The sequence below is a fragment of the Kribbella sp. CA-245084 genome, from assembly GCF_050942355.1.
In the GTDB taxonomy this organism is placed as follows: Bacteria; Actinomycetota; Actinomycetes; order Propionibacteriales; family Kribbellaceae; genus Kribbella.
The window spans coordinates 655706-677259 of the sequence record NZ_CP192053.1; the positions used below are offsets into that span (position 1 = coordinate 655706).

General features: G+C 68.0%; 15 protein-coding genes. 11 read left to right on the plus strand and 4 right to left on the minus strand.

Translation table 11 applies throughout. The features are described 5' to 3' along the window. The first annotated feature begins 25 nt into the window (after positions 1-25). From ACQPYH_RS03340 to ACQPYH_RS03365, 6 genes are all read left to right on the plus strand, one after another. Positions 26-1228 (plus strand): DUF4142 domain-containing protein, encoded by a 1203-nt coding sequence (locus ACQPYH_RS03340; protein ID WP_432886346.1) that lies wholly within the window; start codon positions 26-28, stop codon positions 1226-1228. A 270-nt stretch (positions 1229-1498) separates the two neighbouring features. Beyond that, positions 1499-2491 (plus strand): ABC transporter ATP-binding protein, encoded by a 993-nt coding sequence (locus tag ACQPYH_RS03345; RefSeq protein ID WP_432886349.1) that lies wholly within the window; start codon positions 1499-1501, stop codon positions 2489-2491. Position 2492: 1 nt separating this feature from the next. Continuing rightward, a complete protein-coding gene (locus ACQPYH_RS03350; protein ID WP_130445987.1) occupies positions 2493-3257 on the plus strand; it encodes an ABC transporter permease in 765 nt (254 codons plus the stop codon). A gap of 173 nt (positions 3258-3430) precedes the next feature. Further along, positions 3431-4225 carry a DUF2785 domain-containing protein gene (locus ACQPYH_RS03355; RefSeq protein WP_432886353.1) on the plus strand — a complete coding sequence of 265 codons (795 nt, stop codon included), beginning with the start codon at positions 3431-3433 and terminating at the stop codon, positions 4223-4225. A 317-nt stretch (positions 4226-4542) separates the two neighbouring features. Then, complete coding sequence (locus ACQPYH_RS03360; protein ID WP_432894324.1) at positions 4543-5847, plus strand: cytochrome P450; 1305 nt, start codon at positions 4543-4545, stop codon at positions 5845-5847. A gap of 367 nt (positions 5848-6214) precedes the next feature. Beyond that, complete coding sequence (locus tag ACQPYH_RS03365; RefSeq protein WP_432886356.1) at positions 6215-6751, plus strand: NUDIX domain-containing protein; 537 nt, start codon at positions 6215-6217, stop codon at positions 6749-6751. Here the strand turns inward: ACQPYH_RS03365 and ACQPYH_RS03370 are convergent. Then, a complete protein-coding gene (locus tag ACQPYH_RS03370) occupies positions 6738-7553 on the minus strand; it encodes a TIGR03619 family F420-dependent LLM class oxidoreductase (protein ID WP_432886359.1) in 816 nt (271 codons plus the stop codon). The two genes, ACQPYH_RS03365 and ACQPYH_RS03370, sit on opposite strands and share 14 nt — an antisense overlap. A 207-nt stretch (positions 7554-7760) precedes the next feature. Here ACQPYH_RS03370 and ACQPYH_RS03375 point away from each other — a divergent pair, with 207 nt between their 5' ends. Beyond that, positions 7761-9317: a diguanylate cyclase domain-containing protein gene (locus ACQPYH_RS03375; RefSeq protein ID WP_432886362.1), complete on the plus strand. Its 1557-nt coding sequence runs from the start codon at positions 7761-7763 to the stop codon at positions 9315-9317. Between the two features lie 39 nt (positions 9318-9356). Next, positions 9357-10925, plus strand: a complete 1569-nt coding sequence (locus tag ACQPYH_RS03380; protein ID WP_432886365.1) for a diguanylate cyclase — start codon at positions 9357-9359, stop codon at positions 10923-10925. On the opposite strand, the gene ACQPYH_RS03385 is transcribed toward ACQPYH_RS03380, so the two are convergent. After that, positions 10919-12370 (minus strand): DUF7059 domain-containing protein, encoded by a 1452-nt coding sequence (locus ACQPYH_RS03385; protein WP_432886368.1) that lies wholly within the window; start codon positions 12368-12370, stop codon positions 10919-10921. The genes ACQPYH_RS03380 and ACQPYH_RS03385 overlap by 7 nt on opposite strands. A 43-nt stretch (positions 12371-12413) precedes the next feature. Next, the gene (locus ACQPYH_RS03390; protein ID WP_432886371.1) at positions 12414-16067 is read right to left on the minus strand and encodes an NPCBM/NEW2 domain-containing protein; all 3654 of its coding nucleotides are present in this window, start codon (positions 16065-16067) and stop codon (positions 12414-12416) included. A gap of 157 nt (positions 16068-16224) precedes the next feature. On the opposite strand from ACQPYH_RS03390, the gene ACQPYH_RS03395 reads away from it, so the two are divergent. Together ACQPYH_RS03395 and topA are read left to right on the plus strand one after the other, a co-directional pair. Beyond that, positions 16225-17604 (plus strand): hypothetical protein, encoded by a 1380-nt coding sequence (locus ACQPYH_RS03395; protein ID WP_432886374.1) that lies wholly within the window; start codon positions 16225-16227, stop codon positions 17602-17604. Positions 17605-17889: 285 nt separating this feature from the next. Next, entirely contained in the window at positions 17890-20541 is a 2652-nt protein-coding gene (gene topA / locus ACQPYH_RS03400; protein WP_432894326.1) for a type I DNA topoisomerase, read from the plus strand. A gap of 6 nt (positions 20542-20547) precedes the next feature. Here topA and ACQPYH_RS03405 read toward each other — a convergent pair whose 3' ends face one another. Beyond that, positions 20548-20961: a hypothetical protein gene (locus ACQPYH_RS03405; RefSeq protein WP_432886377.1), complete on the minus strand. Its 414-nt coding sequence runs from the start codon at positions 20959-20961 to the stop codon at positions 20548-20550. A 106-nt stretch (positions 20962-21067) separates the two neighbouring features. On the opposite strand from ACQPYH_RS03405, the gene ACQPYH_RS03410 reads away from it, so the two are divergent. Further along, on the plus strand, positions 21068-21499 hold the full coding sequence (locus ACQPYH_RS03410) for a Fur family transcriptional regulator (protein ID WP_432886380.1): 432 nt from the start codon (positions 21068-21070) through the stop codon (positions 21497-21499). The last annotated feature ends 55 nt before the right edge of the window (positions 21500-21554 follow it).

The following is a 21554-nucleotide window of genomic DNA, read 5'->3' on the forward strand; positions in this document are numbered from 1 at the left end:
TTGTTGGGGGGAGGTGGCACGAGCTATGTCTCCCCGGCGTTCGGCGATCGCCTTGCTGTTCCTCGTCGTCGCGTGTCTGGTGGGTACGGCGCAGTCGGCGTACGCCGCGACACCCGATGCCACGTACCTCAACACTGCCCACAAGCTGAACCTGACGATCATCCAGGCGGCCCACGCGGCGAACGCCGACGGCCAGAGCTCGTGCGTGCGAAGCGTCGGCACGGTGATGGAACGCGATCACCTCAGGCTCGCTGCGCAGGAGTCCGAGCTCGCCGGCCGGTTCGGCATCAAGCTCGCGACCTTGCCTTCACCGGCACAGCGCGAGGAACTCGACGCGCTCGGATCCAAGGCCGACAGCCCGACGTACGACGAGGCTTGGCTCGCGTTGCAGCGGAAGCTGCACCAGGAGTACCTGGCGTTGATCGAGGGCGACGTGCCGAAGAGCGCGTCACCTGCCGTCGAGTCACTGGCCGAGGGCGCCAAGCCGGTGGTGCAGATGCACCTGGACATGGTGACCCCCTCCTGTCACATCGTGACGAGCAAGCCAGTGGTGCCGACCGGCAACGGAGGCCAGGTGGGTGACGCCCAGAAGGCCCGCTCGCGCGCGGCATTGATCCTGCTCGCCATCGGAGCGTTCCTCCTGCTGGTTGGCAAACAGAAGTCGATGCGACGGCGGGTCATCGGTGTGGCGGCGGTGGCAGCCGGCCTTCTCATGGTGTTCGGGTCGCCCGGCAATTCGGGGAAAGTGCCACAGGCCGGCACCTCTGACGCGGAGCGGGAAGCCGCCGTACCGCCGGTCCGGTTGAAGCTGCAAGGCGTTCAGAACGCGGCGGTGCAGGCGGTCGCGACCGGAAGCGACGGCCAGCTGCAGATGCCGGCGTCGCCTGACGCTGTGGGTTGGTGGGCTGCGGGTGCGGCGCCGGGCTCGGACGGCGGGACAGTGCTGCTCGCGGGACATGTGGACACAGCCCGATCGGGACGCGCGGTGTTCGCAGGGCTTTCCGAAGTACCGGTCGGTGCCAAGGTCTCGGTGACAGGTGGGGACGGACACGTGCACCGGTACAAGATCGTGGCTCGGCGCACCTACCTGCAGAGTGCATTGCCACGCGATCTTTTCCAGGGTGCTGGGAAGCCGCGGCTGGTGCTGGTCACCTGCACCGGTTCGTACGACCACAAAGCGAATCGCTACACGCACAACCTCGTGCTGTACGGCGTCCCGGTGGTCTGAGCCGTTTGGTAGTCACTTCCACCTGCCACCAACCGAAGTACGTCCGTCCGTCGACTTTCGGCTGATGCGGGAAGACCCGCGCATAGGGGATCGTCGGGGTCGTGGTCAGGGCTTTAACCGATAGCAGCCGGCGACCGCCGGACGGCAGAATCAACCCACGGGTGGACACACCGGATCCGCCCGGGGTCCGATGATCGGGACCCCGGAAACCTCGATACTGAGTGCTACACAGTCCACAACCAGGTGCGCCACCGAAAGAGGAGTACGGCGATGATCGAGGCAACGGGCCTCACCAAGCGATACGGCGCAACAGTTGCCGTTGACAACCTGTCTTTCGAGGTGAAACCGGGGCGGGTGACCGGCTTCCTCGGCCCGAACGGGGCCGGCAAGTCCACCACCATGCGGATGATCCTCGGTCTGGACACCCCAACCGGCGGCACCGTCACGATCGACGGCCAGCGGTACCGCGATCTGCACCAGCCGCTGACCAAGGTCGGCGCGCTGCTGGACGCCAAGTGGGTGCACCCGAACCGCTCGGCGCGCGCTCACCTGACCTGGATGGCCGCGTCCAACAAGCTGCCGAAGGACTCGGTCGACAAGGCCCTCGAGATGGTCGGCCTGACCGCGGTCGCGAACAAGCGGGCCGGCGCCTTCTCGCTGGGTATGTCCCAGCGGCTCGGCATCGCCGGCGCACTGCTCGGTGACCCGGAGGTGCTGCTGTTCGACGAGCCGGTCAACGGCCTCGACCCCGAGGGCATCGTCTGGATCCGGACCTTCATGCACCGGCTGGCCGACGAGGGCCGGACCGTGCTGGTCTCCAGCCACCTGCTGTCCGAGATGGCGCTCACCGCCGAGGACCTGGTCGTCATCGGCCGCGGCAAGCTGATCGCGCAGAGCACCACGCAGGAGTTCGTCGACCGCGCCAGCGGCACGACGGTCAAGGTCCGTACGCCGCAGCTCGACCAGCTGGCCGGCGTACTGCACCAGCAGCAGCTGGTCACCCGGATCGAGGACGTCGAGAACGAGGGCAAGGTCCTGTTCGTCGAAGGCGACCTGAGCACCGACCAGATCGGTGAGACGGCTGCCGCGCACGGCATCGTGCTGCACGAGCTGACGCTGCAGCGCGGTTCGCTGGAGCAGGCGTTCATGCAGATGACCGGTGACTCGGTCGAGTACCACGCGCACGACGAGATCGCTGCCGTGACCCAGCTCGACGCGCCGTCGGGCGCCGAGGTGGCCGCGGGTCCGAAGGAGGACAACTGACATGTCGGTGATCACAGTCGAGCGGATCAAGCTCTTCTCCACCCGCTCGCCGTGGTGGTGCATGATCGTCGCCGCCGTGCTGACCGTCGGGTTCGCGGCACTGACGACCGGCTTCCTCAAGGGCGCCGACGAGCAGCAGGCGACGATCTTCATCACCCAGCCGGGCGCACAGCTCAGCCAGATGGTGATGATGGTGATGGCCGCGCTGGCCGTCACCACGGAGTACCGGTTCGGCACCATCCGGACCAGCTTCCAGGCCGTTCCGCAGCGCGCCGCGCTGCTGCTCGGCAAGACCGCGGTGGTCGCGTTCCTGTCCGGTGTCATCGGCCTGATCGCGTCCTTCGGCGCGTGGGGCGTCGGCAGCCTGTTCGCCAGCAACGCCGACCTGTCGATCAACACCGGGGCCGAGTGGCGGCTGCTGGCCGGTCAGGGCCTGGTCTTCGCGATCTCCGCGGTGATCGCGGTGGCGGTCGGCATCCTGATCCGGCAGAGCGCCGGTGCGATCGCGATCCTGATCCTCTGGCCGCTGCTGGTCGAGAACCTGGTCAACCTGATCCCCAAGGTCGGCGACGACCTGGCCAGGTGGGCGCCGTTCGCGAACGGCAGCTCGTTCCTGAACCAGGGCCAGGACTTCGGTCTGGCCGGCGCCGGCGCCGGGGGCAGCGACTTCGCTCTCAGCCCCTGGTGGGCACTGCTGTACTTCGCCGGCTGGGCGGCCGCGCTGATGGCGATCGCCCTCTTCTCGGCGAGCAAGCGCGACGCGTAGACGAACCCCGGCCAAGGTTAAGTGACCCTGGCCGGGGCAGGGAGCCCGGTCGGGCTGAGGGGTCCTGGCCGCGACGGCCCGTGGTACATCCGGGAGACCGGATGCACCACGGGCCGTTTCTCCTGTTGATCAAAGGTTGGCGGGTGGCCCGGCGAGCGTCTACGGTGCCGCGCATGACCGATTGGGCGCAGGTGCGCGAGGCGGGCTACACGGTCCCTGAGGGCCGCTCCACGGACGAGTTGGTGGCCGAGCTGGTGGGCATGCTGCGATCACCGGATCCCGTCGTACGGGACCGGTACGGGTACTCCGTACTCGCGACCTGGATCGGCCGCGGCGTACTGACGGCCGATCAGCTGCGGGCGCTCGGCGACGAGATGGTTCCGCGGTTCGGCGACCCGGAGATCCAGGTACGGACGTTCGCGCCGTTGATCCTCGACTCGATCGTGACCGCGGGCGTCTTCGAGCCGCACTGGGTGCCGCCGTTCGAGCGCTGGTACGTCGCCGAGGAGGACCTGCGCGGGTACAACGAGAAGCTCGGCTGGCTGCACGCGGTGGCGCATGGGGCCGACCTGCTCGGAACACTCGGACAGCACGCGGCGGTCGAGCCGATGCAGATGCTCCGGCTCGGGATCGGGCGGTTGCTGACGCCCACGTCGTACGTGCTGCGGGACATGGAGGACGATCGGCTCGGGTACGCGCTGGCCGCGACGCTCACCCGCGACGACCTGACCGAGTCCGACGCCGTCGACTGGCTCGACCCGGCGATCCGCGCGCTGTCGAACCCGCCGGTCGAAGGGATCACGCCCGAGGTGACGAACACGATCCGGACGTTGCGGGTTGTATACGTGTTGGCCGATCACGGTCTGCGGGTCGGTGATGAGAAAAAGCTCACGCCGATCCCGCGACGCGAACAGGTCAAGACAAAGCTGGCCGACGTGTTCCGCATCGTCACGCCGTACTATCTCTGAGCGCTCTCAGGTATTGCAGGGCTCGGGGCAACTACCTGGTGGGGTACGACGCATCCGACTTTCGTCTTGTTTTTCCCTGAATCCTCCCCGAGCAACGGCATGTCGAGGTCCAGGGCGGAGTACAGGTGAAGTCAGGTGGCAGTGGAGGGCTCGTCCATGACAAGGTCTCTGCTGGCAGGCCATGGCCCCCTCCCATGGTGGTGCCAACGCCACTACCTGAGTAGTGCCAACACCATCAGATCTGGTCCCCGGCGAGGTTAGCTTTGAGGTACAAAGCCGTCGGGGGCAGCGGGTTCTAGAGAGGGCGCGTGGAAGTCATGGTTGCGACATACCTGAAGAGATGGGTCGGCAACCGCATTCTCAATAGGACCACCCGCAAGGGTGGTCTCGACCTGTCGAAGATGCGGATGTTCCCCAGCTCGGTCTCGATGCCGCTGCGCCGGCAGGGTCTCGACCCGGTGCCGGAGCTCGCGGAGGTGCGGGAGACCGAGCCGGTGCACAAGCTGGCCCACCTGTTCGGGCTGAACGTGTGGGTGGTCAGCGGGCATGCCGAGGCGAAGGTCGTGCTCGCCGACACGACGAACTTCAGCAACGACATCCGGCCGCTGGTCGGCTCGGACCCGAACAAGCCGTCGGAGGGTATCGGCGGGCTCGGGTTCACCGATCCGCCGGACCACACGCGGCTGCGGAAGCTGCTGACCCCCGAGTTCACCAAGCGCAAGCTGGCCCGGCTCGAGCCGGCGATCGAGAAGATCGTCAACGACCAGCTGGACCTGATGGAGGCCAAGGGTCCGGTCGTCGACATCGTGTCGGACTTCGCCTTCAACGTGCCGTTCCTGCTGATCGCCGACCTGCTCGGCGTGGAGGAGCAGGACCGCGATCGCTTCCGCGCGCTCGGGCCGGCGCGCTTCGACCTGTCCGGTGGCGGGATCGGGGTGTTCGGGTCGGCTTCGGAGTCTCGGGACTTCCTGTTCGAGATCGTGCGTAAGCAGCGGACGAACCCGGGTGAGGGGTTGATCGGGTCGATCATTCGGTCGCAGGGTGATGACCTGGATGACATCGAGCTGGGCGGGCTTGCCGACGGGGTGTTCCTGGGTGGGTACGAGACGTCGGCGAGCATGCTCGCGCTCGGCACGCTGGTGCTGCTGCGCGACCCGTCGAACTTCGAGCTGATCCGGAACGAGCCGGGCGCGGTCGATGTGATCGTCGAGGAGCTGCTGCGGTACTTGACGGTTGTCCAGGTCGCGTTCCCGCGGTTCGCGCGGCACGACCAGGAGCTGTTCGGCCAGCAGGTGAAGAAGGGCGACCTGGTCGCGGTATCGCTGTCCGGTGCAGACCGCGACAAGCAGATCTTCGGCGCGGACGCCGAGGACTTCTACCCCCGCCGTACGGTGTCCGCCGCCCACCTCGCCTTCGGCCACGGCATGCACCGCTGCGTCGGCGCCGAGCTCGCGCGGATGGAACTGCGGGCTGCGTTTACCGCGCTGGCCCACCGTTTCCCGGACCTGTCCCTCGCCGTACCCGAAGAACAACTCCGCTTCCGCGACTTCTCGATCGTGTACGGCGTCGAATCCCTCCCCGTCCAACTCCACGCAGCATCAACCAACCAAGCCGCCGTCTAAACGGACACCGCTCCGCGGCGGCTGTCTTTTCAGCCGCTCCGCGGCGGCCACGATCGCACATCCGCCTCGCCCCCACCGGGCGAGGCGGATGTGTTTCTGGGGCCGGCCAAAGGTCACCGCGCCAGGTCGGCAGAACTGCGGACAGGTGCTGGTGACTGTGGATAGGCAATTGCCTATCCACAGTCACCACCGGGTGTTCGCAGTCGCGGCCGGTCAGGACAGGTTGAAGCGGTGGGCGAAGTTGGTGAGGTCGTCCAGGGATCGGGGGTTGATTACCAGGCGGGTGACGCCCTCGCGTTGGTAGGAGTTGAGGGCTTCGGGGGCTAGGTCGGGGGTGAGGGCGCCTAGGGGCAGTGGAATGGCTGGGGTGAACTCTGGGGTGGGGCTGGGCGTCTACCGGCTGATGCGGAGGGGTGTGGTGGACGTGGATGCGGAGTACGCGGCTGGGTTGCCGCGGAAGCGGGTTGTGGCTGGGGTGGTGTTTCGGGCGGGGGACGGGCGGGTGTTGCTGGTTGAGCCGTCGTACAAGCCGAACTGGGAGATACCAGGGGGAGCGGTTGAGGCCGACGAGTCGCCGTGGGACGGGGCCGTTCGCGAACTGCGGGAGGAGCTCGGGTGGGAGCGCGCCGTCGGGCGGCTGCTGGTGGTTGACCACGTGCACGCGTACGACGGTCGGCCCGAGGCGATTGTGTTCGTGTTCGATGGCGGGGTGCTGAGCGAAGCTGAGGTCGAGGAGTTGGAGTTCCCCGACGGGGAGATCGTGTCGGCCGGGTTCTACGACCCGGCCGAGACACGACACCTGGTGAAGCCCTTGCTGGCTGATCGCGTCGAGGCAGCCCTGGCCGCGGCGCGGGAGGGCTCGGTTTGGTTCTGTGAGGGTGGGAAGGCGGTTAGGACAGGTTGAAGCGGTGGGCGAAGTTGGTGAGGTCGTCCAGGGATCGGGGGTTGATTACCAGCCGGGTGACGCCCTGGCGTTCGTAGGAGTTGAGGGCTTCGGGGGTTAGGTCGGTGGAGGCCCAGCGGGTGTATTCGAGGTTGTCGTGGGGCGAGGTCTTTCGGGCCAGGGCCCATTGGGCTGCGCGTTCGGTGGGGGTGAGGTTGCCGCCGGGGAAGTAGCCGGTGCCGCGGAGGCCGGCGCGGCGGGCGGCGGCTCGGGATGAGCCGCCTATGTGGATGGGGAGGGGAGCCAGCGGGTGGGGGTAGCTGGTCAGGTTGTCGAAGTTGTAGAACTCGCCGGAATAGCTCACCCCGTCCGGCCCGCCTGACCACAGCAGGCGCAGTACGTCGATGGCCTCGTCCGTACGGCGACCGCGTGTCGCGAAGTCGACGCCGACCGCGGACGCCTCACCGGGCAGACTGCCCAGACCGACGGTCAGTAGGCGCATCCGGCCCTTCGAGAGCACGTCGATCGTGGCGAGGCGCTTCGCGAGGGTGACCGGATGGTGGTACGGCAGCAGCAGTACTGCGGTACCCAGCAGGAGACGTTCCGTCGAGGCAGCGACGTACATGAGCAGGTCGAACGGATCGGCGTACTCGAGTGTGGTCGGTAGTTCGAAGCCGCCCAGGCTCGCGCCGCGGTAGAGCGCGACGTGCTCGGGCACGTACAGCCCCTCGAAGCCGCACGCCTCCGCGTGCTGGGCGAACTCGACCAGCCGCTCCGGATCCATCCCCTGCCCTGGAGTGCTGTAAGTAACGGCGAATTTCACCCCGCCGACCCTAGAACCCTGCCCCTGAGGGCAACGCAAATTCCGGCACTGGCGGTTCTCGTGAGTAGTGTCTTTGTGGCACTAGGTGGTCGTTGGCCGGATCGGGTCGTGACAGGATGCGGGGTGGGTGGTCACAATGGGCGGTCCGGCCCGAGGTGCGGGTGACGGAACAGGGAAGGGCCGTCGGCGGGTATGGGGATTGGGGAGATGGCGACGGGCGATGTGCTGACTGCCCGGATCGCCGCCGCGATGACCGCCGCGCAGTCGGGTGGGCATGCGAGTGCTGCGGCGGAGATCGAGGCGATCCGGTCCGAGCTGGGTGCGGAGCCGAGCTACCGGCTGGCCGCCGTCGAGTACGTGCGCGGCGTGTCCGCTCATCACGCCAGTGACGCCGACGAGGCGCTGCGGGCCGTCGACGCCTGTGTCGAGGTCGCCCGGGCGATCGACGAACCCGGCTGGGAAGCGAACGCGCTCCCGATCCGCATCATCAACCTCGCGCGCAGCGGCCGCGGCGGCGATACCGTGAACGACCTGGTCGCGGCTGAAGCGGCCTTGAGCCGGACCAAGGACCTGGGACTGACTGCCTGGGCGCACACCGGCCTCGGCTATGCGTACGACGTCCTCCGGCTGTTCGAGCTCTGCATCCCGCATTACGAGCTCGCGACCGGGCTCGACGAGGACGTGTTCGAGCTGGCCGAATCCGAGGCGATCGATCGCTTGAACCTCGCCGAGACGTACCTGCGCTGGGCGCACGAGCTCGAGCGCCTCGGCGATCCTTTGTATACAAGGGAGATCGAGGAGCGCCTGGCGTCAGCGGCGTACTGGGCGCGTGAGGCCGAGCGGGTGATAGTGGATGACGAGACCCAGGAGTTCTGGCGTCTGAGCGCCCGTCTGTGGCTTGCTGCGGCCGCTACCGCCGAGGACCCGGCCCGTGCGGTCGCCGACCTGACCGAGATCCGCGACCAGATCAGCAAGCTCGGCGAGACCGAGCGGCTCGCGATCGCCGGCGCGTACCTGGCCAGGGCCCTGAAGGCGCAGGGGAAGTTCGAGGAGGCCAAGGCCGCGGCGGACCGGGCGGCCGACGACCTGATTCCGTTGGCCGACCCATCGACGCATGTCCTGGTCCTGCAGACGCGTTCGGAGATCGATGCTCTCGACGGGACTCCGGGGGCCTTTGCCGGCTTGGAGTACGCGCGTTCGGTCGCGCGCGGATGGTGGAAGGAGCGGCAGCGGGCGCTGAACGCCGTACGGCATGCGCTTGCTGTGCACGATCTCCCGGCCCGGCACGACGCCGAGTGGCACGCTGCGCGACAGGATCCGCTGACCGGCGTGGGGAATCGCCGCGCGCTCGACGAGCGGCTGACCGCGGCCCGTGACTCCGGGCGTGCGGTCACCTTGCTGGCCATCGATGTGGACAACCTGAAGATCGTCAATGACACCTTCGGGCACGCCTGCGGGGACGAATTGCTGCAGGTTGTGGCAAATCTCCTGGTAGAACAGGCGCGAGCGACTGATGCCGTGGTTCGATCGGGAGGCGACGAGTTCTTCGTGGTCCTCGACCAGCCCGACGCCAAGGGCGGTGCCCAGTTGGCCGAGCGGATCCGGATCGCCGTCGGGGCGATCGCGGCGTCGACGGAGAAACCGTGGTTGCGCCGGCTCGGGCTGAGCCTCGGGTACGCCGCAACCGCCGAGGGTCTCGGCGTCGAGCAATTGATCGCGCGGGCGGATCTGCGCCTTTACGAGGACAAGCGCCGCAATAGGTGATGGGCACTGTAACAACGTGAGTCTGGTATTGGAGGTGTGGTGCGCGAGACGTCGGGGGTGACGGCACGGATCGCAGCGGCGATGACGCGGGCGCAGTCGGGCAGTCCGGCCGAGGCTGCGCTCGAGCTCAACGAACTGCTGGCCGAGCTGGATCCGGAGCCGAGTCACGAGCGGGCAGCGGCCGAGTACGTGCGGGCCGTCGCGGCGCATCACGCCACCGATTCGGTCGAGGCGCTGGACGCCGTGGACGGCTGTATCCGGGTCGCCCGCGCGATCGACGAGCCGGGCTGGGAGGCGAACGCGATCGCGCTGCGGATCGTCACCCTGATCCGCACCGGCGAGGGCGGTGACTCGGTCGCGGACCTGGTCGCCGCGGAGAACGCCCTGTCGCGGACCCGCGATCTCGGTCTGGCCGGCTGGGCGCACACCGGCCTCGGCTATGCCTACGACCTGCTCCGGCTGTACGAGTTGTGCATCCCGCACTTCGAGCTCGCCGCGGAAGGCGATCACGATCCGCTCGGCCTGCTCGAGGCGCCCGCGATCAACCGGCTCAACCTGGCCGAGTCGAACCTGCGCTGGGCTCATGAGCTCGAGCGGCTCGGCGACACGTCGTACGACGAGGAGATCACGGTGCGTCGGCGGGCTGCGCATCGGTGGGCGGGTGAGGCGGTCGACGCGATCCTCGCGGCCGATCTGCTCGGGTACTGGCCGATGGTCGGGCGAATGTGGCTCGCGGCGAGCAATGACACCGGGGACGCGGCCGAGGCGGCGGTGATCCTGAAGGACTGCCGGGACCAGCTGGCGAAGCTCGGCGATCTCGAGCTGGCCGCGATCGCGGGCACGTACCTGGCGAGGGCGTACCTGACGCTCGGCCGGGTCGACGACGCGATGGAGGCCGCGGGACGGTCAGCAAGTGAGCTGCCGCCGACATCGGATCCGCCGGTCGAGGCGCTGATCCGGCACACCGCCGTACGGATCGTGGCCGAGTCAGGTGACGTCGGTGCGTCCAGTGGGTTGCAGTACGCGCGGGCGATCAGCAGAGGGTGGTGGGCGGAGCGGCTGCGCGGGCTGTACGCCGTACGGACTGCGCTGGCGAGCCATGAGCTGTCGATCCGGCACGACGCCGAGTGGCGGGCCGCTCGGGAGGACCCGCTGACCGGTGTGGGCAATCGGCGCGCGTTGGACGAGCGGATGTCGGTGGCGCGGGACTCCGGTCGATCGGTCGCGGTGATCGCGATCGACGTGGACAACCTGAAGGTCGTCAACGACAGCTACGGACATGCGTGCGGAGACGAGGTACTGCGGCGCGTCGGCCAGCTGCTGAAGGAGCAATGCCGCGCGGAGGATGTGGTGGCGCGGGCGGGCGGGGACGAGTTCGTCGTCGTACTGGACAACCCGGACGAGCGCGGCGCGCCTGAACTCGTCGAGCGGATCAAGACCGCAGCAGATCGGGAGGCGGCGCACGCGCTGGCGCCGTGGTTCGCCATGCTGCGGCTGAGCGTGGGGCAGGCGAGCAGCACCGACGGTACGTCGGTCAGTGACCTGCTGACCGAGGCGGACCGGCGCATGTACGCCGAGAAACGCCGACGTCGGCGGGCTGCTCAGTAGTTCAGGAAGCCTTCCACGATGAGGTTCCTGATCTGCGGGAGGTAGTCGGAGAGTACGTCGACCACCGGGCGGTCCATCAGGTCCGCGAGGGCCGCGAGGATCTGGCCGGTGCTCAGGTCGCCGTCACACGCACCCACGAAGCCCGCCAGGACAGTGTCGACCTGCTCTGCGCGGCGCATACCACGCTGGCGTCGTAGAACGATCGTGGCTGGGTCCTCAGCGCCTGGTTGACCAGTGGTCTCCTGGATGACGTCGTCCGCGACGCGCAGGTGCAGAGCGGTCAGATCGGCGGGGAGGCCTTCCAGACGCTCGAAGCGGTGCAGGACGTGCGGACCGATCGGGCGCTCGATCTCGTACGGCCATGACTCCGCCGCGAGGGTGCCTTCGACGTTGTGGAGAGTGATCCAGCCCATGCCGATCGCTTCGACGCTGTGGTCGTCCAGATAGCGCATCCACTCGTCGTACCGGGTGGTGTACTGCGGTGAGCCGTGAAGGCCGGCGTCGCGCAGCCAGAGCTCGACGTACTCGGACGGGTCGAGCTGCTCGCGCTGGACCGCCCAGGCGGAGCGGTCCGCTGTCCAGGTGGCGATGCGGTCCTGCCAGTTCTCGCCGCGGACACAGGTCCAGTTGGCGAGCAGCTGGCACCAGCCGCCGTCGGTGAGGTGGTCCGGCGCTTGCCTTACCAGCTGCTCGACGACGGCGTCACCGGCGTACCCGGTCTCGCGGTAGGTCAGATCGCCGCCGGGCGGGGAGATGACGTACGGCGGATTGCTGACGATCAGGTCGAACCGCTCGCCGCGCACCGGCTCGTACAGGCTGCCGTCGCGTACGTCGAGGTCGATGCGGTTCAGCGCCGCCGTCCAACGGGCCAACTGGAGCGCACGCGGGTTGACGTCGGTGGCGACGAGCTGGTTGACGCGGTCGGCGAGGTGGAGCGACTGAATGCCACACCCCGTGCCGATGTCGAGCGCACGATCTGCCTTGATCGGAACAGTGAGGTGGATCAGGCTCAGGCTGGCGGGCGCGATCCCGAGCACGTAGTCGGACCGCATCGCCTCCCGACGTCCGTCGAGCCCCGGAGTGGGGTCGGCAACCACCCACCACTCCCGCTCATCCTCCGCGAACGGCCGGATGTCGAGCACAGCCCTCGCCTCGCCGCCCGAGATCGCGATGATGCCTGGAGCAACTAGGTCGATTCCTGGAAACGCCTTGTTTACGAGCCCTTCCGGCACGGTCCGCTGCAACAAGAACAGCCGGATCATCGTGTCAAGCGCATCCCCCGAGTCCGTACGCCGAGCCGCCGGCGCCGTCTCGTTCCGCCCCAACGCCCCGTTGGCCTGCTTCCCGAGCCGCTCGGCAACCCCGTCCACGGTGTACCCCGCGGACCCGAACGCCGCCCGCAGCCCCTCCACCACACTCCCCGGCAACTCCTGCATGCCCGACATCCTCCCACCTCTCATCGAGAGAGGCGGGAGGATGCCCGGCCTGCTATGGATTGCAGGTGAGTTTGGCGTCGGCCCAGTCGGCATGGTCGCTGGTGTTGCCGTCGCCTCCGTCGGTGACTTGGAGGGTCAGGGTTTGGGCGCCGGCGACGTCGACCGTGGTGGTAGCGGTCGGGGACGTGCCGGTCAGCTGATCCGACGTGTACTTCGCGGTGCCGTCGGTGAGGACCTTGAAGGTGACTTTGCCGCGGTCCTCCATCTCGTCGTCGATGCCCAGTTTGCTGGTGAACGTAGTGCAGTTGCCACCCAGCCGGACGCTCACCGACGAAGGAGCGTGTGCTCCCAATCCCTTCGCGTACGTGACCCCGTCCAGCGTGATCGGGCCGCCGTCGCCGGTGCCGTCCTCGCCGTTGCTGTGGTCGCGTTCGACCGGGCCCCAGCCGTTGCTCGAGTCGAGGAACTCCAGGTCACTGACCCAGTTCTCCCCAGTGGGTGCCGGGGGCAACGGTTTGTCGGCGATCGTGGCGGCGAAGAATCCGAGCCCGCCGCCGGGCAGCTTGATCGCCTTCACGGTCTTGCCGGGATCGAGCGGTACGGCGGTGTAGAAGACGCGATAATCCGTCGTCGTATTGCCCAGACCGGCTGGTGTGTAACGGCCCTTGACCGAGACGGCGAGAGCGGCGCCGCCGGTGGTCGGGTCCTGGCAACACCAGTTCGGCAACTGGAAGGTGCCTTCGGACGTGGAGCCGTCGGTGTAGATGATGGTGACGGTCCCGCGAGCGTTGAGACTCGCACCGGCGCCGAGTAGTGCGAGGTGCGAGCCGGTGCCCGAGACCAGGATCGGCGCGGACTGGTTCTTCACCACGTTCGGTGTCCCCGGCGCTCCGGTTGGCCAGGTGAACTTGGCGTCCTGGACCGTGACCTCAGCCCCCGGCGAGTAGCCGGCGGCCGCGAGCGCTTCGCCGTTGAAGCTGTCACCCGAGCCGTCGAAATTGCCTTGTTTGTAGGTGTTCGCATCGGTGATGCCGACCAGGTTGGATGCCTGGGACAACGATGCGTACGGCAGTTCGGCTGTTGCCGAAGCGGAGTTGGAATAACTCTTGCCTTGGGCAATATAACTTGCCTTCAGTTGCAGGGTGAAGCTCGCCGGCTTGACATCCGCACCGGGTGTCACCTGCAGCTTGGCGGCGACCGTCTGGCCGGAGCCGACCGAGGCGAACCGGTTGGCGCCGGTGACAGTCCAGCCGGCCGGGACCTGCATGGCCAGGTCGACGTTGCGGACCGTGCCGGGGGTGCTGTTGTGGAACGTCGCGGTCACCTCGGTTGCCTGGCCAGGCGCGTTCCAGAGCGATGGTGTGGTGAGCTCTGGGGTGCCGAAGGTGTTGCTGACGTCCGCTCCGCCCACCGAAGAGGTGCCGGAGAGGCGGACTACGGCGGATCGCGAGGTGGCGATCGACCCGGTCTGCACGGTGACGACACCGTTGGCGAAGCTCCACTTGGCGGGGCGCCCGTCGATGGTGACGTTGTGTGGCGCGGTGCCGGTGTGGAGAGTCAGTTCGTACGGGCGTGCCGTGGGCTTGCCGTCGTACGAACCGTTGCTGCGGCCGATGTTCACGCTGATGTCGCCGCGGCCGTCGGTCGGTGCGTCGACGGCGAACGTCTGCGTGGCGGACTTCGTGGAGCGGGTGACGCGGTCGTCCTCATAGAGATTGAACGACGACTTGCCCGACGGGTAGATGTCGACGGTGACGGGGTCGCTCGGCTTCTGCTCGGCGGCGTTGTTGAGGCCAGACTTCCACATCGGTACGACGGCGCCCGCCTTCACGAACAGCGGCAACGTGTCGAGTGCTGCGTGGTAGCCATTGACCGTCGTCGGGCCTTGGTACACCCGACCGGTCCAGTAGTCGACCCACCGGCCTGCGGGCAGGTAGATGCCGTTCTTCACCTCGTCCGCGCCGTACATCGGCGCGACCAGGAACTCCTTACCGGCCAGGAATTCGTACTTCGTTGTGTCGTCCCACGTCTTCAGGTCGTTCGGGTACTCGAGCACCAGCGATCGGTTCAGCGGTGCGCCGGTCCGGTGCGCCTCAGCGGCGTACGTGTAGAAGTACGGCAGCAGCCGCTCGCGCAGCTTCAGGTACTTGCGGTTGATCGAGGTGTACGGGTCGCCGTACGCCCAGGGCTGCTTGTACGCCGGCGTCGACCAGCCGGACATGCTCATGAACGCCGGGTTGAACACCTTCCACTGCAGATCACGCACGTACGACGTGGCGCTGCCGCCGAAGATGCCGTCGACGTCGCCCGCGCTGTACGCGATACCCGAGTTGCCGGACCCGGTGATCGCCGGGATCTGCCACTTGATCGCGTCCAGCGAGCCGCTGTGGTCACCGGTCCACTGCACGGCACACCGCTGCGCGCCGGCCCAGCCCTCGACCATCCACGCGAACCCGCGGGCGTTGCTGTACTGCTCGATGCCGTCATGCGCGGTGTCGCAGGCACTCAGCGCGTAGCGGTAGCCCGGACCGACCCACGCCACGTCCAGCTTCCGTACGCGCACACCGGCGTCACCGACCTCGGCCGGCTGCCGGTCCAGGTTGGACTGGGTCCACAGGCCCATCTGGATGTTCCGTGCCCGCAGTTCGTCGCCGGTCTGCTTCAGCGCCGGGATGTCGCGCTTGCCCCACCAGGTGCCGTCGACCTGCTCGGAGTCGGTGTTGGCGGAGTACCCACAGCCGTAGTCGTCGTTGACGAGCATCCAGCCGCCTGGCATGTCCTCGTCCTTGAACCGCTGTGCGACCTTCACGGCGTCCAGCGTGGTCACCTTGTCCGGGTTGACCTTCCAGTCATTGCTGGGGTCCGGGTCCGTCCCGTAGTGACCGCGGTTGTAGCAGTCGGAGTCGCCGTACTCGAGGCCGTAGATCGGCGGCATGAACGGCCGGCCGGTCAGCTCGGTGTAGCGGTCCAGCGAGGTCTTCAGATCGCCGACGAAGTAGTACGCGTCGAACCGCTTCTCGTCGTGAGTAGTTACAACCGGACTAGTGAAGCTGTAACTACCCGGGTCGAACGTGTTCCGCAGGACGCCGTACCCCGCGGTGCTCATGTAGTACGGCGACGCGTTCGGGTTGCCGCCGTCCTCCCAGTTGAAGTCCTTGGAGATCTTGATCGTCTGGTCGCGGTGCGAGAAGCGGCCGTTCTGCATGCCGCCGCCGAAGAACTGCTCGTTCGCACCACGCGCCAGGGTCTGAGTGGTGGAGGTGTCGGTCCAGGACAGCGGTGCAGCCTCGGACCAGACCAGCTGCCCGTTCGACCGGTACAGAGAGAACTTCAGCGGGCTCTTCTGCGCACGGACCTCGATCTTGCCGGTCGTGAGCGAGTAGTAGGTGCCGCGGTCGCGCCAGGAGGTCTTCGGCGTGCCGTAGTCCGTCTTGGTGACGATGTTGGACGCCGGGGCGCCCGGATCGGTGGGCGGAGTGTTCGCGGGGTCGGTGAAGTTCCCGTCCGGCGCCATCCACAGCCGGAAGACGTCGTCCTTCAGGAACACCACCCGCACCTTCGCCGCGCCGGCGCTGAGGGTGTACGTCGCCTTGTCGGCCGCGAAGCCGGTGACGTCACCGAGCGTGGTGGCCGCGGCCTGTGCGGGAGCCGCGGTGTACACGAGTGCGCCTGCTAACAGAGCTAGGGCGACTACTGAACGTTTCATGCGGACAAAGATGCTCACGAGTGCCTCACTTCACGCATCAATGAACAAGATGTGCACAGTGAAGCGCACCGGAGACCCGTTGTCATCAGGTCACCCGTGACGAAGTTGAGACGGTGTCGCCATCACGGGGTGAAACAAGGCGATGACGATGAGTCGCATGAGCAACCGGCGTCCCAGCAGCCCCAGCAGTCACGTCTTCACCAGGCGTCACCTCCTGGGAGCCGGCCTGACGGCCGGCGTCGCGGCGGGTGTTGCCGCCGCCTGGCCGGGGTTGGCGCAAGCCGCCCCGATCGATCCCGACGCGCCGGCCGGCGTCGCGCCAGGCCGCGCGCCGGACCGGCTCCGCGCGCAGGACGACCCGAACTTCCATCCGGTGAAGTTCCGGCTGCCGGCGCCGACCGGTCGGAAGGCGCTCGGGACGACCGCGGTCCACCTGATCGACCGGTCGCGGCCGGACCCGACCATGCCCAGCGGCCACCGCGAGTTGATGATCAGCCTCTGGTACCCGGCCGGGATGTTCGGGTCGGCACCGTTCGCGAAGTACATGCCGCCGCGGACCTCGGTCGAAGTCGACGACGCGTGGACGGGTGAGTACGGGCTGGCGCTGCCGAGCGGGTCGTTCGACTTCGCCAACACCGAGACGCACGCGCGGGTCGACGTACCGGCGCAACCGATGCGGCATCCCGTCGTACTGTTCTCTCCCGGTTTTCAGTACAGCCGGTTCGTGAACACCGCACAGGTCGAGGATCTCGCCAGCCGTGGGTACGTCGTGGTGACGATCGACCACTCGCACGAGACGCCGGTGGAGTTCCCCGGCGGGCGGTTCCTGCCGGGGGCGCCCGAGTCGGAGCCGCCCGGTGCGGACCAGATCCGGGCGGCGGTCGAGACGCGGACCGCGGACGCGCGGTTCGTCCTGGATCAGCTCGAGCGGATGGCCGACGGCCGCAAGGTCGATGCCGATGGCAAGGATCTTCCGAAGGACCTCGCGGACGGGCTCGACCTGCGCAAGGTCGGCATGTTCGGTATCGGGCTCGGCGGCTACGCGACCGCGAACACGATGCTGCAGGACCAGCGGATCTCGGCCGGGATCGACCTCGACGGCACCCTCCAGGACGACCGGGCGAAGGGACCGCTCGGCGACGTCGCGGAACGTGGTCTGGACCGGCCGTTCCTGCTGTTCGGCTCGGGTGAGACCCAGCGGACCGATCCGGCCGGGGACAACTACGACGCGTCCTGGGCGAGCTTCTGGAAGGCGGAGCGCGGCGGCAAACTCAACCTGGCGCTGGCCGGCACCAAGCAGAAAGCGTTCACCGACTACCAGTTCATCTTCTCCCAGCTCTTCCACGACATCTACGGCGAGGACCCGATCATCACCTCGGTGATGAAGGCGCTCGTCGGCAGCGCGAAACCGGATCGGAGCGTACTGGCGCAGCGCGAGTACATCGCTGCATTCTTCGACCAGACGCTGCGTCGCCGGCCGTCGCTTCTGCTCCGCGGTGGCTCTCCGAAGTTCCCGGAAGTTCAGTTCGTGCGCTGAGTCGGCGTACTCTCGACTGAGGTTCGCCACGCTGCCGTGGCGGCATCGCGACGCGCGGTGACGATGCATGAGGGGGAGGGCACCGGTTACCGTGCGTTGAGAAATGCGTTGCCGTCGGCCGTACTCTGTCCTCGGGTGGGGTCGGTCTGTGCCCGGGGGAACAGAGTTGAGGGCGGGCGCGATGTCGGCAGGACGAGAGTAGGGAGCGCAGTGGCAGGGGCAGCAGGGACCAAAACAGCGGCCGGGACCCGTCTGGTGATCGTCGAGTCGCCGAAGAAGGCGCGGATGATCGCCGGCTTCCTGGGGTCCGGGTACGTGGTGGAGTCCAGCTTCGGCCACATCCGTGACCTGCCGAGCGGGGCGGACGAGATCCCGGCGAAGTACAAGGGCCTGCCGTGGGCACGCCTGGGTGTGAACGTCGACGAGCACTTCGACCCGCTGTACGTCGTACCGGCCGACAAGAAGGCGCAGATCCGTAAGCTCAAGGACCTGCTCAAGGGCGCCGACGAGCTCTTCCTGGCGACAGATGAGGACCGCGAGGGCGAGGCGATCGCCTGGCACCTGCTCGAGGAGCTGAAGCCGAAGGTCCCGGTCAAGCGGATGGTCTTCCACGAGATCACGCCGAAGGCGATCCAGGACGCGGTCGGCAACGCCCGGGACATCGACGAGGACCTGGTCGACGCCCAGGAGGCGCGCCGGATCCTCGACCGGCTGTACGGGTACGAGGTCTCCCCGGTGCTGTGGAAGAAGGTCATGCCGCGGCTGTCGGCGGGCCGGGTGCAGTCGGTCGCGATCCGGATGGTGGTCGACCGGGAGCGCGAGCGGATCGCGTTCCGCAGCGCCTCGTACTGGGATCTCGACGCAACGCTGGACGCCGGCGAGGACCGGAACCCGCGACTCTTCCCCTCCCGCCTGGTCTCGGTGGACAGCAAGCGGGTGGCGCAGGGCCGCGACTTCAGTTCGGTCGGCGAGCTCAAGGGCGCGAACACCGTCCATCTGAATGAGGCGACCGCGACCGCGCTGGCCGGCGCGCTGCGGGAGTCGCAGTTCACCGTCCGGTCGATCGAGTCCAAGCCGTACACGCGCAAGCCGTACGCGCCGTTCCGGACGACCACGCTGCAGCAGGAGGCCGGCCGCAAGCTCGGCATGTCCGCGTCGCAGACCATGCAGGTCGCCCAGCGGCTGTACGAGAACGGCAACATCACCTATATGCGTACCGACAGCGTGACGCTGTCGGACACCGCGATCACCGCCGCCCGGGCCCAGGTCCGCGAGCTGTACGGCGCGTCGTACCTGCCGGACAAGCCGCGCGTCTACACCTCCAAGGTGAAGAACGCCCAGGAGGCGCACGAGGCGATCCGGCCGGCCGGCGAGACGTTCCAGACACCGGCGCAGACCGGTCTGAGCGGCACCGAGTTCCGGCTCTACGAGCTGATCTGGATGCGGACGATCGCGTCCCAGATGCGGGACGCGGTCGGCAACAGCGTCTCGATCAAGATCGACGCGACCGCATCGACCGGCGAGCAGTGCGAGTTCACCTCATCCGGCCGGGTGATCACCTTCCACGGGTTCCTCAAGGCGTACGTCGAGGGCGCGGACGACCCGTCCGCCGGGACGGACGACCAGGAGACGCGGCTGCCCGACGTGACCGAGGGCGACGTACTTCCCGCCTCCGAGGTGGTCGCGTCCGGGCACGAGACCAAGCCGCCGGCGCGCTACACCGAAGCCACGCTGATCCGCGAGATGGAAGAGCGCGAGATCGGACGCCCGTCGACGTACGCGACGATCCTCGGCACCAACGTGGCCCGCGGGTACATCTACAAGAAGGGTCAGGCCCTGGTTCCGGCCTGGCTGGCGTTCGCGGTCGTCCGGCTGCTCGAGGAGCACTTCACCCGGCTGGTGGACTACGCGTTCACCGCGACGATGGAGGACGTGCTCGACGAGGTCGCGGCCGGTGACCTGCAGCGCGAGGGCGTGCTGTCGCGGTTCTACTTCGGTGACGACCAGCTCGAGGGCCTGAAGTCGATGGTCACCGATCTCGGCGACATCGACGCCCGGCAGATGTCGACGTTCCCGGTCGGCGGCGCCGACACCGGGATCGTGCTCCGCGTCGGCCGGTACGGGCCGTACGTCGAGGACAAGGACGAGCGGCGCGCGAACGTGCCGGAGGACCTGCCGCCGGACGAGCTGACCGTCGACAAGGCCCACGAGTTGCTGGCCCAGCCGTCGGGCGTCGAGCTCGACCTCGGGACGGCGCCGGACACCGGCCTGCGCGTCGTCGCCAAGGCGGGGCGCTTCGGGCCGTACGTGACCGAGGTGCTGCCGGAGGACGCGCCGAAGAGCGCCAAGCCGCGGACCGGGTCGCTGCTGAAGTCGATGACGCTGGAGAACGTCGGCCTCGAGGACGCGATGAAGCTGCTGTCGCTGCCGCGCGTGGTCGGCAAGGACCCGGAGTCGGGCGACGAGATCACGGCGCAGAACGGACGCTACGGGCCGTACCTGAAGAAGGGCACGGACTCGCGGTCGCTGGCGACCGAGGAGCAGATGTTCGACATCACGCTCGACGAGGCGCTGAAGATCTACTCCGAGCCGAAGCAGCGCGGTCGCCGTGCTGCCGCCCCGCCGCTCAAGGAGCTGGGTGAGGACCCGGAGTCCAAGAAGCCGGTGGTGGTGAAGGAGGGTCGTTTCGGCCCGTACGTCACCGACGGGGAGACGAACGCGACGCTCCGCAAGGACGACGCGGTCGAGACGATCTCGCTGCTCCGCGCGGCCGAGCTGCTGGCGGACAAGCGAGCCCGCGGCCCGGTGAAGAAGACCGCGAAGAAGTCGACTGCGAAGAAGACGACGGCCAAGAAGACCGCCGCCAAGAAGACGACGGCGAAGAAGGCCACCGCCAAGAAGACGACGACCAAGAAGGCGCCCGCCAAGAAGAGCTGACGGGCGTCAGCCGCCGAAGCTGCTGAAGCCGCGGACGACGAAGTAGAGCACGAACGCGAAGAACGCGGCGAAGATGATCGCGACCGGCACGGCCACCCACAAGGGTGGCCGCCGGGCGCGAACCGCGGCACCGGTGGACTGGCTGACGATCTCCTTGGCGACGATGCGTCCGCTGCGCCACTTCCCGGTGACGGTGACCTCTTCGCCGTCGACGACCTGACCCTCGAGGGCCGTCGCACGCAGCTCGACGAGTACGGGCTGCTGCGGGGTCCCGACGTTGTCGTGCTGGGCGAGCCGGAAGGTCAGCACCTGGACCGAGCCGTTCTCGGAGCGGCCCTCGGAGCGGTACTGCACGTTCTGCGCGACGCCGCGCAGCTCGGCGGCGCCCCGGCGGGCGACTGCGTTCGACTGGTCACTCATCGGAGTTCCCCCAGGTGTGAGACGTAGTACCCGGAAAGTACATTGGGTTCGGGCCTGCAGGTGGCCGCAAGCCAGGACGAGACGCAATCGCAAAAGGAGCGCGCGGATGACGAGTGCTGTTGAGGTCAGCGCGCAGCGGTTACGGGAGCGGGGCGAGCGGGTCACGCCCGCCCGGCTCGCGGTGGTCGAGGTGCTCGCCGGGACCGAGGAGCACCTGAGCGCGGAGCAGATCGGCGAGCGGGCCGAGCAGTTGCGCCCCGGGATCCACCGCGCGACCGTGTACCGGGCGCTCGACGCGCTCGGTGAGTTCGGTCTCGTCACGCACGTCCACCTCGGGCGCGCCGGTACGACGTACCACCTGGCCGGGGATCTGGCCCCGCGCCACCTGCACCTGCGCTGCTCGGAGTGCGGCACGGTGTACGACGCGCCGGGCGACGTCCTCGAATCGGCGCGGAAGAAGCTCGCTCGCGAGCTCGGCTTCCACCTCGCCCCCGAGCAGGTGGCCCTCGTCGGAGTGTGCAAGAACTGCCGGCCGTGAGGTCCGCTGTCCATATCTGTTCATCGGTGTGGATTCATGAACAGAGTTGGCTTAA